Genomic DNA, 13,508 nt, shown 5'->3' on the forward strand with positions numbered 1-13,508 from the left:
TCGCTGTCATTTTGACAATGCATGTTGTCATATTGACACTAATTTTGATAGTCATAATGACTACCCATTACGGATCATAAAAATATTAATTAAGTAAAATCAATAAATTAAAAACTGGCACGCAACTTGATATAGGCAAAACATCTTATTTGAAAATGCTGTATTACGTAGAGGTTGCTATGTCTATTCTGGTTAAAAATAACATTCATTGGGTGGGTCAACGTGACTGGGAAGTGCGCGATTTCCACGGGACGGAATACAAAACGCTGCGCGGCAGTAGCTACAACAGCTATCTCATCCGCGAAGGTAAAAACGTGCTGATCGATACCGTCGATCACAAGTTCAGCCGCGAGTTCGTGCAGAACCTGCGCTGTGAAATCGACCTGGACGCCATCGACTACATCATCATCAACCACGCGGAAGAAGATCACGCCGGTGCGCTGACCGAGCTGATGTCCTACATTCCGAACACGCCGATCTACTGCACCACTAACGCCATCGACTCGATCAACGGCCACCACCACCATCCGGAGTGGAACTTCCACACCGTGAAAACCGGTGACGCGCTGGATATCGGCAACGGCAAGCAGCTGATCTTCGTGGAAACCCCGATGCTGCACTGGCCGGACAGCATGATGACCTACATGACCGGCGACGCGGTGCTGTTCAGCAACGACGCCTTCGGCCAGCACTACTGCGACGAGCGCCTGTTCAACGACGAAGTGGACCAGACCGAGCTGTTCGAGCAGTGCCAGCGCTACTACGCCAACATCCTGACGCCGTTCAGCCGCCTGGTGACGCCGAAAATCACCGAGATCCTCGGCTTTAACCTGCCGGTGGATATGATTGCCACCTCCCACGGCGTGGTGTGGCGTGAAAATCCCACCCAGATTGTGGAGCTCTACCTGAAATGGGCGGCGGACTATCAGGAAGACCGCATCACTATTTTCTACGACACCATGTCCAACAACACCCGCATGATGGCGGACGCGATTGCCCAGGGCATCAACGAAGTGGACCCCAACGTGGCGGTGAAAATCTTCAACGTGGCGCGCAGCGATAAGAATGAGGTTTTGACCAACGTGTTCCGCTCTAAGGGCGTGCTGGTGGGCACCTCCACCATGAACAACGTGATGATGCCGAAAATTGCCGGTCTGGTAGAAGAGATGACCGGCCTGCGTTTTCGCAACAAGCGCGCCAGCGCCTTTGGCTCCCACGGCTGGAGCGGCGGCGCGGTAGACCGTCTCTCCACCCGTTTACAGGATGCGGGCTTTGAAATGTCCCTCAGCCTGAAGGCGAAATGGCGTCCGGATATCGACGCCCTGGAGATCTGCCGCCAGCACGGCCGCGACATTGCCCGCCAGTGGGCGCTCGCACCGCTTCCGCAAGCTGCCGAACCGACCGCACAGCAGGAAACCTGCGCCTGCGCCGCCGCGGCAGCCGCCGATCCCGGACCGCGCATGCAGTGCAGCGTCTGCCAGTGGATTTACGACCCGGCGCTGGGCGAGCCGCTGCAGGACGTTGCGCCAGGTACACCCTGGAGTGACGTGCCGGACAATTTCCTCTGCCCGGAATGTTCCCTCGGGAAAGACGTCTTTGACGAACTGGGTACGGAGGCAAAATGAGCAACGGGATCGTCATCATCGGCTCGGGCTTTGCCGCCCGCCAGCTGGTGAAAAATATCCGCAAGCAGGACGCCAGCGTGCCGCTGACGGTGATCGCCGCCGACAGCATGGACGAGTACAACAAGCCCGATCTGAGCCACGTCATTAGCCAGAATCAGCGCGCCGGGGACCTCACCCGCCAGACGGCGGGGGAGTTCGCGGAACAGTTTAACCTGCGTCTGTTTCCCTACACCTGGGTCACCGACATCGACGCCGCCGCCCACGTGGTAAAAGCAAAAGAGAAAACCTGGCAGTACGACAAACTGGTGCTGGCCACGGGTGCCTCTGCGTTTGTGCCGCCGATTGAGGGCCGCGAGCTGACGATCACCCTCAACAGCCAGCAGGAGTATCAGGCCAGCGAAACGGCGCTTCGCGACGCGCAGCGGGTAATGATTGTTGGTGGCGGGCTGATAGGCACCGAGCTGGCGATGGATTTCTGCCGGGCGGGTAAATCCGTGACTCTGGTCGACCATGCGGCGAGCATTCTGTCGTCGCTGATGCCGGCAGAAGTAAGCAGTCGCTTACAGCATCGCCTGACCGACATGGGGGTGCATCTGCTGTTGAAATCGCAGCTGCAAAGCCTGAGCAAAACCGAAGGCGGCATTCGTGCCACGCTCGACCGCAGCCGCAGCGTTGAGGTGGATGTCGTGGTTGCCGCGACGGGCCTGCGGCCGGAAACCGCGCTGGCGCATCGCGCAGGCGCCGAAATACAGCGTGGCGTGAAGGTAAATAGCTACCTGCAAACCACGCAACCTGATATTTACGCGTTAGGTGACTGCGCTGAAATTAACGGTCATGTGCTGCCATTTTTACAGCCAATTCAATTAAGCGCGATGTATCTGGCGAAAAACCTGCTCGGCGGCAGCGCGCCGCTGAAATTACCCGCCATGCTGATTAAAGTCAAAACGCCGGAATTACCGCTGCATCTTGCCGGTGAAACGCAGCGTCAGGATCTGAACTGGCAAATTACCCTCGAACCGCAGGGAATGGTCGCGCGCGGCGCGGATAACGAGGGTCAGATTCGCGCTTTTGTGGTTAGTGAAGACCGGATGAAGGAGGCTTTCGCTCTGCTGAAACTGTTACCTGCTTAACCCTCGTTTTGCCGGGTAGCGCTTCGTTTACCCGGCCAACAGCAAGTCTACGCTGTCTTAATCTTTGGATTTTATTATTCACCGCCCCGATATTCCGGGGCTTTTTTTTACGTATTCTATTCATCAAATAAATGCAAAGTAGATATATCATCGCTATCAATCCCTTATTTATTATTTTCGTAAATACTTTAATCTGAAACAGATTAAAAACATCATCCAGCTTTATTATTGTCAGCCGACTCAGTCTGAAAAGACATCATCAGCAGGAGGCGAATCATGGCGAATTTTTATAAATAACTCAATTATCTTTCTCGTTATTTCACACAAGCGAAGAATGCGGAATATATTTATTCCGCAAAAGTTCTACATTTTCAGCATCTTTTTTATCGGTATGCCGCTATGCGCCAGCCATTGAGGAAGTCGCGGAGGTTGCGCCGTGCAGGAGCCGGTTCAGGAACGTACCACCAGCGCGTCGTAGCCACGCCAGCGGTAGTTGACCATGGAGATCAGCCAGCAGGCGACAAACAGCCCAACCACCACAAACCCGGCGTTGCCCAGATTGTCGTTTACCGTGCCAATCAGATCCCACACGCCGCCGCTGAGGGCAAATTTGTCCATCAGCAGACCCAGCGCTTCCAGCCCGCCGATAAACAGCGCCACCACCACGGAGGTGCCGGTGATGGTCATGTTGTAGTAGAGCTTGCGCTGCGGCTTGTTGAACGCCCAACCGTAGGCACCGACCATCAACAGGTTATCGAGAGTATCCACCAGCGCCATGCCGCTGGCGAAGAGCGCCGGGAAGACCATGATTGACCACACCGACATCCCGCTTGACGCGCTGGCGGCAGAGATCCCCAGCACGCCAATCTCGGTGGCCGTGTCAAAGCCGAGGCCAAACAGGAAACCGACCAGGTACATCTGCCAGCTTTTATTCACCAGGCGGAAGGTTTTGCCAAACAGCCAGTTCATGACGCCGCCCTGGGCAGGGAGCGTGATGTCGCCCTGCACTGGCCTGCCCTGTTTCAGCGCCTGAAAACTGCGCCAGACGCCGCGCAGGATCACCATGTTCACCAGCGCCATCGCCAGCAGGAAGGTGGCGGAAACGGCGGTGCCAATCAGGCTGCCGGTTTCGTGGAACCATTCCATGTTTTTCTGAAACGCCGTCGAGGTCGCGGCGATAGCAATAGAGGCCAGCACCACGATGGTGGAGTGCCCCAGCGAGAACCACGCCCCCACGCCGGAAGGACGTTTGCCCTGCTGCATCATCTTACGCGTCACGGTATCAATCGCCGCGATGTGGTCAGCGTCCACCGCGTGACGCAGCCCGTAGCACCACGCCAGCAGGCTGGCGGCCATCAGCGCCGTGCTGCCGCTAAAAGCGTGCCATGCCCATCCCCAGGCCAGCAGGTTTGCCATTACCAGAGCCAGCAGCAGAAGCGCGGCGCGAGGTTCATTGCGTAAGAGTCGTAACATTTTAAGTCCTTTGTGAACATGACCGGGCAGCGGCGATCGCCGCCTGCCCGAAGGAGATCGCTCCGTCACCTGCGGGCAGGCGCGAAGGAAAAAGAAGCATAAAGTCAGATAGATAATGACGCAGCCGCGCGCGCAGCAGACGGTTGTGTAGCACGCCGCCGCTGAGACAGATTGTCGACAGCGACAGGCGTCGGGCATGGCGTGCGGCGAGTTGCGCCAGCCCTTTTGCCAGCGCGTCGTGAAACGCCCACGCGCGCTCGCAGGATTCCGCCTGCCAGCTCATCCACTGCTGCCAGAACTGCGCGAGGTTATCCACGTCCAGCGTCACCGGATGGTCGACGCCCGCGCACTGCGAGGCCAGCGCTTCCAGCCGGCAGGCCGCTTCACCTTCCCAGGATTGGGTTTCAATACCCAGCGCGCAGGCGACCGCATCAAACAGACGACCACAGGACGAGGCCTGCGGCGCGTTGATGCAGCGCCGGATCGCCGTTGCCAGCAGCGGCCAGTTTTCACGCTGAACCGCGCGCGTTTCCGGGTACTGCTGCCAGTCAGGGACAAACGCCAGGCAGTGGGCGAGTAAATTACGCCACGGCTGCCGCGCCGCCAGATCGCCCCCCGGCAGCGCAACGGCAGGCAGCCCGCCCAGACGCTCGCACGCGAGATAGTTCACCCGCAGGCACTCCCCGCCCCACAGCGCGCCGTTCTCGCCCATGCCGATCCCGTCCAGCGTCAGGGCAATCGCGTCTCCGCCGTCGAGCGGCCAGCCGTTCTCCGCCAGGCACGCCGCCGCGTGGGCGTGATGGTGCAGCACGGTTTCGACCGGCAGCTCCTGCGCCTGCGCCCATCGTTGTGTGTGATAGCCCGGATGGGCGTCACACACCACGCGATCCGGCTGAAAGGCGTAAATTTTCTGCATCAGCGATAGCGCACCGCGCCACTGCGCTTCGACACCCTCGTCGCCGAGATCGCCAAAATGCTGGCTCAGCACCGCCTGGCTGCCACGCACCAGGCAGAAGGTGTTTTTCATCTCCGCGCCGGTGCATAGCATGGCGGGGATATTCTCAAAACCCGCAGGCAGCGTAACGGCATCGGGCACAAAACCGCGCGCGCGGCGAAGCATCGCGCCGTCGCGATCCATCACCGAATCGTCCATCCGCTGCAGGATATCGCGGTTGTGCAGCAGGAAGCCGTCCGCGACGTCGCCGAGCTCATCCAGCGCCTGCTGGTTGGTCATGGCAGGCGGTCTGCCGCTGAGGTTGCCGGAAGTCATCACCAGCGGGCGCTGGCAGTCCATCATCAGCAGGTGTTGCAGCGGATTAGCGGGAAGCATGATGCCAATACAATCGAGCCCGGGTGCAATCCCTTCGGGAAATCCGGGAAGCGAGGCTTTTGGGGTCAGCACAATCGGCGCTGCGGAGGAGCGCAACAGCGTCTGGATCGCCTCCGGCACGCCGTCCGCATTCGGGATCATCACCGCCAGCGGCTTCGCGGGACGCTGCTTGCGTGCCCGAAGCGTCGCGACCGCCTGCGGATTACGCGCGTCGCAGACGAGATGAAAACCGCCCAGCCCTTTGACCGCGACTATGCCGCCGCTTTTCAGCATCGCCACCGCCGCGCTCAGCGCAGCCTCACGGGAAACGGTGATGTCGCCCGCACGCCATTCCAGCGCTGGCCCGCAGTCCGGGCAGGCTACCGGCTGGGCGTGAAAACGTCTGTCAGCCGGGTTACGGTATTCCGTCTCACACGGCACGCAGAGGGGAAATGCGGCCATTGACGTGGCCGGACGGTCATAGGGCATCGCGCTGATAATGGTAAACCGCGGTCCGCAGTGGGTGCAGTTGATAAACGGATAGCGATATCGGCGCTCGCCGGGGTCGCGCATTTCAGCCAGGCACGCCGGACAGGTCGCGGCGTCGGGGACGATCTGGGTGTCCATCGCCCCGCCCGCGCTGTGGCGGATGGTAAAGTCCTCCGGCACCTGCGCCCAGGTAAACGGCTGCGTTTCAACGTGGTCAATGCGTGCCAGCGGTGGGCAGTCCTGATGCAGCCTCGCGGTAAAGGCCCCCCCATTACCCGCGAGGCGCACCAGCACGCCCTCTCCATCATTGCAGACGTCACCGGTCAACTGAAGCGCCTGCGCCAGCTGCCAGACGAAGGGACGAAACCCCACGCCCTGCACTTTACCGCGCACGCGCAGCTGTACGCCGTTACTGCACATACGGTTCAGAACAGCAGCGATGACGACGTGTCGAATGCCGCACGACGGCGCTTTTCGGCGCTCATCTGCTCAAGCTTCTCGCGATCCACGCAGACCAGCGCATGCGTCGGGCAGGCTTCCATGCAGGCCGGACCGGCGTCGCGGTGATAGCAAAGATCGCATTTGTTGGCTTCGGCTTTCTCCGCACGTACGCTCAGACCCATGCCGCTGTTGCGTACCACCGGACGAACAACCACCTCCATCGCGCCGTACGGGCAGGCGACCACGCAGGTTTTGCAGCCAATGCAGCGCTCCTGCATGACGTGCACAAAGCCTTTCTCGCGTTTAATCGCCCCGTTCGGGCAGACGTTCGCGCACGGTGCGTCTTCGCACTGGCGACAGATGGCGGCGGTGGAAATATTCACGCCTTTGATGACGTGGATGCGCGGCAGGAAGGTGTCAGGGGTGAGCGACGCGCAGTCCTGCTCCGCCTGATGGGAAACCACGCACGCCACTTCACAGGTACGGCAACCAATACACTTACTGGCATCGGCCATAATAAAACGGTTCATCTGCTTCTCCAGCATTACAGTTATGCGCGGAGATATTCATAAACCGTGCCAATAATTAACCTGTTGATTTTAGATGAATTTAAAAATCACAATGGTGCTGTCATCGTCACTTATGACGATGACAGCTGTCGACATCAGCGGTGCGGGCCGTCAATAACGGAGTCGCGCAGGACAAGCTCGCCGGAGAAGGTCTGCTGATACTTAAACTCACCGCCGTCGAGCATGAAGATCAGGCGGCTGATGGTCTCTTTGATCATCTCCGTCACCGGAATACGCACGCTGGAGAGCGACGGCACGATGTAAGGCGCGATGGCCACGTCGTCGAAACCGATCACCGACACCGCGTCCGGTGCGGCCACGCCGCTGTCGTGGAGCTGCTTCATGGCGCCGATCGCCATGTCGTCATTACTCGCCACCAGCGCCGTAAACCGTTCACCGCGCGCAAGCAGTTCGGCAACCGCCGCCGCGCCACTGGCGGGGTTCCACTTCCCCTGCGCAATCAGCCCCTCGCGCAGCGGAATACCGTGCTGCGCCAGCGCGTCCCGGTAGCCGGAGAGACGCTCAACCCCGGTGGGGGAATCCAGCGAGCCGGTGATAAACGCGATCTCCCGGTGCCCTTTCGCAATCAGCTGTGACACCGCCTCCTGGCTGGAGGCTTTATGATCTGACCAGACGCAGTGGCTGCTGTTTTTCCGCAGACGGCGGTTGAGCACCATAATCGGCTGCTCGCACTTCTCGACGATCTCATCCATCTCTTCCACGCTCAGGAAGCGCGGATAGATGATCACCGCGTCGCAGCGCATATCGAGCAGGTACTGGATCGCCTCGCGCTCTTCATCCGCGCTGTGCTTGCCGTCCGCGAGGATCAGCTGCCGCCCCTTTTCTTCCGTCATGCGCGCGGCGTGAAACAGCAGTTCGCTAAAGTAGACGCCGTGATAGAGGGTGTTCGTCACCACCAGTCCCAGCGTCTGGGTACGTTTGGTTGCCAGGTTTCGCGCCAGCAAATTCGGGCGATAGCCGCTCTCTTCAATGGCCTGAAACACCCGGTCTTTGGTCTCCTGGCTGACGTAGCCATTTCCCGACAGCACCCGGGACACCGTGGCTTTCGAAACGCCTGCCCGCTTCGCCACTTCAAGCATCGTGGTCATAGTGTTATTCCGTCTGAATCTGATGGAGCGCAGTGTACTGCACTGCAAAAAAATTGTCGCAGCGGTGAAATCACGCTTTCGATACCTCATTGCGATCTTCATCACGAAACGAAAAAATGGTCAAAAAGCGATCTTGTTTCATTCACAGAAACTCATGATGATTATGTGGAACCGGTTTCCTACATGTCTCACAACAATAACAGGATCACATCCGATGGCCAAAAATTACGCTGCGCTGGCGAACGACGTTATCAGCGCGCTGGGCGGCAAAGAGAACATCGTCGCCGTAACCCACTGCATGACGCGTCTGCGTTTCGTACTGAAAGACGAAAGCCTGACCGACGCTGCGCGACTGAAAAGCATCAGCGGCGTGCTCGGCGTGGTACGCAACGACAACCAGTGCCAGGTCATTATTGGCAACACGGTTTCACAGGCGTACCGCGAAGTGGTGAGCCTGCTGCCCACGGACCTGCAGCCCGCAGTGCCGGAAGGTCCGCAGAAGATGACCTTACGCCGCATTGGCGCCGGGATCCTCGACGCGCTGATCGGCACCATGTCCCCGCTGATCCCGGCGATCATCGGCGGCTCGATGGTCAAGCTGCTGGCGATGATCCTCGAGATGACCGGCGTGCTGCCAAAAGGCGCGCCGACGCTCACAATTCTGACCGTCATCGGCGACGGCGCCTTCTTCTTCCTGCCGCTGATGGTGGCGGCCTCGGCGGCGGTGAAGTTCAAAACCAACATGTCGCTGGCCATCGCCATTGCCGGCGTGCTGGTGCACCCTAGCTTTATCGAGCTGATGGCGAAAGCCGCGCAGGGCGAGCACGTTGAGTTCGCCTTTATTCCGGTGACGGCGGTTAAATACACCTACACCGTCATCCCGGCGCTGGTGATGACCTGGTGCCTGTCATACATCGAACGCTGGGTGGATCGCATTACCCCGGCGGTGACGAAAAACTTCCTCAAGCCGATGCTTATCGTGCTGATTGCCGCCCCGCTCGCCATCGTGCTGATTGGCCCGCTGGGGATCTGGATCGGTAGCGCCATCTCCGCGCTGGTCTACACCATTCACGGCTACCTGGGCTGGCTCTCCGTCGCCATCATGGGCGCGCTCTGGCCGCTGCTGGTGATGACCGGGATGCACCGCGTGTTTACGCCGACCATCATTCAGACCATTGCCGAAACGGGCAAGGAAGGGATGGTGATGCCGTCGGAAATCGGCGCCAACCTGTCGCTCGGCGGCTCGTCGCTGGCGGTGGCGTGGAAAACCAAAAACCCGGAGCTGCGCCAGACGGCGCTGGCGGCAGCGGCCTCCGCCATTATGGCGGGGATCTCTGAACCGGCCCTGTACGGCGTGGCGGTGCGTCTGAAACGTCCGCTGATTGCGAGCCTGATAAGCGGTTTTATCTGCGGGGCGGTCGCCGGCATGGCCGGTCTTGCCAGCCACTCGATGGCGGCACCGGGGCTGTTCACCAGCGTGCAGTTCTTTGACCCGGCGAACCCGATGACCATCGTCTGGGTGTTCGGCGTGATGGGGCTGGCAGTGGTGCTGTCGTTTGTTCTGACCCTGCTTTTAGGGTTTGAGGATATCCCGGTCGAAGATGAGGCTGAAAAAGCGCGCGCCCTGCAGACCGCACCGGTACAGAACAACGCAGCAAAAGCATAAATTGAAAGCGAGGTAAGAATGTCTGTTTTTCCACAAGGATTTTTATGGGGCGGCGCGCTTGCCGCCAACCAGAGTGAAGGTGCTTACCGTGAAGGCGGCAAAGGACTGACGACGGTCGATATGATCCCCCACGGCGCGAATCGCCTGGCGGTGAAGATCGGTAAGGAAAAGCGTTTTTCGCTGCGTGACGACGAGTACTACCCGAGCCACGAAGCGATTGATTTTTACCATCGCTATAAAGAAGACATTGCCCTGATGGCGGAGATGGGCTTTACGGTGTTCCGCACCTCCATCGCCTGGAGCCGCCTCTACCCGAACGGCGACGAACCGCTGCCGAACAAAGAAGGCGTTGCCTTCTATCGCGCGGTGTTCGAGGAGTGCAAAAAGTACAACATCGAGCCGCTGGTAACGCTCTGCCACTTCGACGTGCCGATGCACCTGGTGACGGAATACGGCTCCTGGCGCAACCGTAAGATGGTCGATTTCTTTGCCCGCTACGCCCGCACCTGCTTTGAAGAATTTAACGGGCTGGTGAAATACTGGCTGACCTTCAACGAAATCAACATCATGCTGCACAGCCCGTTCTCCGGCGCGGGGCTGGTGTTTGAGGAAGGCGAAAACGAAGACCAGGTGAAATACCAGGCCGCGCACCACGAGCTGGTGGCAAGCGCGCTGGCGACCAAAATCGCCCACGAGGTGAACCCGGAAAACCAGGTCGGCTGCATGCTGGCGGGCGGAAATTTCTACCCCTACTCCTGCAAGCCGGAAGACGTGTGGATGGCGCTGGAGAAAGACCGCGAGAACCTGTTCTTTATCGACGTGCAGGCGCGCGGCAGCTATCCGGCCTACTCCGCCCGCGTGTTCCGCGAAAAAGGCGTGGTGATTGTGAAAGATCCCGGCGACGACGAGCTGTTAAAAAACACCGTCGACTTTGTCTCGTTCAGCTATTACGCCTCGCGCTGCGCGTCGGCGGATATGAACGCGGGCAACACCAGCGCGGCGAACATCGTGAAGTCCCTGCGTAACCCGCATATTCAGGTGAGCGAATGGGGCTGGGGCATCGACCCGCTCGGCCTGCGCATCACCATGAACATGATGTACGACCGCTACCAGAAGCCGCTGTTCCTGGTGGAAAACGGCCTCGGGGCGAAGGACGTTATTGATGAAAACGGCGAGATCAACGACGACTACCGCATCAGCTACCTGCGCGAGCACATCCGCGCGATGGGCGACGCGATTGAGGACGGCGTGCCGCTGATGGGCTACACCACCTGGGGCTGCATCGACCTGGTGGCCGCCTCAACGGGCGAGATGAGCAAGCGCTACGGTTTTGTGTACGTTGACCGCGACGACGCCGGAAACGGCACGCTGGACCGCAAGCGCAAGAAATCGTTCTGGTGGTATAAGAAGGTGATTGCGAGTAACGGGGGGGATCTGGAGTAGCCTGTTGCCCTCACCCCGGCCCTCTCCCACAGGGAGAGGGAGATGGGTTTGGTAGGCCGGGTAAGGCGAAGCCGCCACCCGGCACTGCTCAGAGCTGAGAAAAACCACCATCCCCAACCCACTCCGCAAGCCGTGAATAGACCCGTTCCACCGCCTCCTTCACCGGCGGCGTCATCGGGTAATAAAACCCAACGATGTCCGGCTGAATCCCCAAAAACAGCACCTCGCCCACGTCGTCTTTAATCTGATCGACCAGGTAGTTCAGCGGCATATTGTGGGTGGTCATCATAAACATCTCGGCGATGTCGTCCGGATCAATCAGGCGGATCTCGCCGGGGTTGAGCCCCATATCGGTGGCATCGACGATTAACAGCTTCTCCGGGCGCAGCTCGCGGATGGCGACCACGTCGTTTTCCGGCGCGCTGCCGCCGTCAATTACCACCCAATTGCCCTGCGGATTCGCGGCGCACATCTCTGCCAGCAGCGGGCCCGCGCCGTCGTCGCCCATCATGCTGTTGCCGACACACAGTAAAACGTCAGTCACGTAATCTCCTCACCATCAGGTAGATGGCGCTCTCCTGATGAATATCGTGCAGCATGCTAAGCAGCGTTTTGCTCCACGCCTGTTGCTCGGGGGTTTGCCTGGCGAGCGCCGCGTCAAAGGCGTTGGCGAGCATCGCAATGTGGTTGGCGTCGATGACGATCTCGCCGTACTTTGGCACGCCCTCCATCTTGCGCCGCGCCGTACTGCCCTCCTCCAGCGTGGCGATCCACGCCAGGTACTCGGGCCACGGGCAGCTCAGCGCCGCCTCCAGGCAGTCAATCACCCCGAGGTGATGCCCAATCGCCAGGCTGTAATAGACCACCTGCTGCGCCGCGTCGGGCGTGGCATCGTTCTCATCAATAAACTTACGGCTCAGCTGGCTGAACACCACCGTTTCACTCATCGGATACGCGCCTCATCCACGATGCTGTTCAGGTTTGCCACGATCTCATTGAGACGCGGATCGTTTTCCGCCTCCAGCCAGCGCGCTACCTGATGGTCGCCCTGGCTCAGCAGGCGCAGATAATCGTCGGCAATCTGGCGGCCATAGCGGTAGCCCGCCAGCCTGCGCGCCGTGCGGTCAATCTTCACCCGCAGCGGCTGTACCATGTCCGGGTGCAGGATGGCCGCAGGCCGGTTGTCCAGCTCGCCCGGCTCGCGCGCGTGGATTTTCTGCTCCAGCAGGCCGAGCGCCATGGCAAAGCCGTACAGCGTCGCGGCAGGCGTTGGCGGACAGCCCGGAATGTAGACGTCCACCGGCACGATTTTGTCGGTCCCGCCCCAGACGCAGTAGAGGTCGTGGAAGATGCCGCCGCTGTTGCCGCAGGCCCCGTACGAGATGCAGATTTTCGGGTCCGGCGCGGACTGCCAGGCGCGCAGCGCGGGCGAGCGCATGGCGCGGGTGACGGCTCCGGTAAACAGCAGGATGTCCGCATGACGCGGGGACGGCACCACTTTGATGCCGAAGCGCTCGGCGTCAAACAGCGGCGACAGCGTAGCGAAGATCTCAATCTCGCAGCCGTTGCAGCCGCCGCAGTCCACGCGGTAGACGTAGGCCGAGCGTTTGATTTTTTTCAGCAGCGACGCCTTCATGCTGGCGATGGACTCCTCCACCGTCATCGGCACCGGAATGCCGTTAGCGTCGCGCGGGCCGAGTAAATTTTCCATCAGCTGGCCTCTCTCATATGGCGGGTGATATCAATGCGGTCGGACGGCAGGAGACACTTCTGACGCTTGCACTCCGGGCAGGTTTCAAAGCTTTCGCGGTAATGCTCCGCGCGGGCGTCACCGTTGTGCTGCAGCAGCGCGATGGCGTAGTCGATCTCTTTTTGCACGGCGAACGGGCCCTGGCAGACGCGGCAGCTGCACAGGTCAAAGCGCGACTGCTGCAGAAAATCCTCTTTCTTCCACACCGCCAGCTCGAATTCCTGCGACAGGCGAATGGCGACCGTCGGGCAGACCTCCTCGCAGCGGCCGCAGAAGATGCAGCGCCCGAGGTTAAACTGCCAGGCCAGCTCGCCGGTTTTGAGATCCGTTTCTACCGTTAAGGCGTTCGACGGGCAGGCGTTGACGCAGGCCGCGCAGCCGATGCACTGCTGCGGGTTGTGCTCCGGCTTGCCGCGAAAATTTTTATCCACCGGCATCGGCTCCAGCGGATAGCTGCTGGTCTGCGTGCCCGTTTTGATTACTTTTTTGATAAAGGTAAACATG

The 13,508-nt window shown here is 59.8% G+C and carries 12 protein-coding genes; 4 read left to right on the forward strand and 8 right to left on the reverse strand.

The annotated features are described in order from the left end of the window. The first annotated feature begins 179 nt into the window (after nt 1-179). Together norV and norW are read left to right on the forward strand one after the other, a co-directional pair. On the forward strand, nt 180-1,625 hold the full coding sequence (gene norV, locus NI40_RS17405; protein WP_039263479.1) for an anaerobic nitric oxide reductase flavorubredoxin: 1,446 nt from the start codon (nt 180-182) through the stop codon (nt 1,623-1,625). Next, a complete protein-coding gene (norW, locus tag NI40_RS17410; RefSeq protein WP_039263394.1) occupies nt 1,622-2,755 on the forward strand; it encodes an NADH:flavorubredoxin reductase NorW in 1,134 nt (377 codons plus the stop codon). The genes norV and norW overlap by 4 nt, the downstream gene beginning before the upstream one ends. Before the next feature lie 450 nt (nt 2,756-3,205). Here norW and NI40_RS17415 read toward each other — a convergent pair whose 3' ends face one another. The 4 genes from NI40_RS17415 to NI40_RS17430 all read right to left on the reverse strand — a co-directional run bounded on the left by NI40_RS17415 (nt 3,206) and on the right by NI40_RS17430 (nt 8,145). Next, nucleotides 3,206-4,228 carry a HoxN/HupN/NixA family nickel/cobalt transporter gene (locus tag NI40_RS17415; RefSeq protein ID WP_039263393.1) on the reverse strand — a complete coding sequence of 341 codons (1,023 nt, stop codon included), beginning with the start codon at nt 4,226-4,228 and terminating at the stop codon, nt 3,206-3,208. 1 nt (nt 4,229) lies between these two features. Further along, the gene (hypF, locus tag NI40_RS17420) at nt 4,230-6,446 is read right to left on the reverse strand and encodes a carbamoyltransferase HypF (protein ID WP_039263392.1); all 2,217 of its coding nucleotides are present in this window, start codon (nt 6,444-6,446) and stop codon (nt 4,230-4,232) included. A 5-nt stretch (nt 6,447-6,451) separates the two neighbouring features. Further along, nucleotides 6,452-6,997, reverse strand: a complete 546-nt coding sequence (gene hydN / locus NI40_RS17425) for an electron transport protein HydN (protein ID WP_039263391.1) — start codon at nt 6,995-6,997, stop codon at nt 6,452-6,454. Nucleotides 6,998-7,131: 134 nt separating this feature from the next. Beyond that, a complete protein-coding gene (locus NI40_RS17430; RefSeq protein ID WP_039263389.1) occupies nt 7,132-8,145 on the reverse strand; it encodes a LacI family DNA-binding transcriptional regulator in 1,014 nt (337 codons plus the stop codon). Nucleotides 8,146-8,359: 214 nt separating this feature from the next. Here NI40_RS17430 and ascF point away from each other — a divergent pair, with 214 nt between their 5' ends. Then, nucleotides 8,360-9,811: a PTS cellobiose/arbutin/salicin transporter subunit IIBC gene (ascF, locus tag NI40_RS17435; protein WP_032660344.1), complete on the forward strand. Its 1,452-nt coding sequence runs from the start codon at nt 8,360-8,362 to the stop codon at nt 9,809-9,811. 18 nt (nt 9,812-9,829) lie between these two features. Then, on the forward strand, nt 9,830-11,254 hold the full coding sequence (locus NI40_RS17440) for a 6-phospho-beta-glucosidase (RefSeq protein ID WP_039263388.1): 1,425 nt from the start codon (nt 9,830-9,832) through the stop codon (nt 11,252-11,254). Nucleotides 11,255-11,342: 88 nt separating this feature from the next. On the opposite strand, the gene hycI is transcribed toward NI40_RS17440, so the two are convergent. From hycI to NI40_RS17460, 4 genes are read right to left on the reverse strand one after another with little or no spacing between them, the layout of a single operon-like run. Beyond that, nucleotides 11,343-11,798 (reverse strand): hydrogenase maturation peptidase HycI, encoded by a 456-nt coding sequence (gene hycI, locus NI40_RS17445; protein WP_039263387.1) that lies wholly within the window; start codon nt 11,796-11,798, stop codon nt 11,343-11,345. Further along, the gene (locus tag NI40_RS17450) at nt 11,791-12,201 is read right to left on the reverse strand and encodes a formate hydrogenlyase maturation HycH family protein (RefSeq protein WP_039263385.1); all 411 of its coding nucleotides are present in this window, start codon (nt 12,199-12,201) and stop codon (nt 11,791-11,793) included. The genes hycI and NI40_RS17450 overlap by 8 nt, the downstream gene beginning before the upstream one ends. Continuing rightward, entirely contained in the window at nt 12,198-12,965 is a 768-nt protein-coding gene (locus NI40_RS17455) for an NADH-quinone oxidoreductase subunit B family protein (protein WP_033146382.1), read from the reverse strand. The genes NI40_RS17450 and NI40_RS17455 overlap by 4 nt, the downstream gene beginning before the upstream one ends. Continuing rightward, nucleotides 12,965-13,507, reverse strand: a complete 543-nt coding sequence (locus NI40_RS17460; RefSeq protein ID WP_039263384.1) for a formate hydrogenlyase complex iron-sulfur subunit — start codon at nt 13,505-13,507, stop codon at nt 12,965-12,967. Before NI40_RS17460 ends, NI40_RS17455 begins: the two co-directional genes overlap by 1 nt. Nucleotide 13,508 lies beyond the last annotated feature (1 nt).

The organism is Enterobacter sp. E20, from assembly GCF_000801755.2.
GTDB classification, from domain to species: domain Bacteria; phylum Pseudomonadota; class Gammaproteobacteria; order Enterobacterales; family Enterobacteriaceae; genus Enterobacter; species Enterobacter asburiae_B.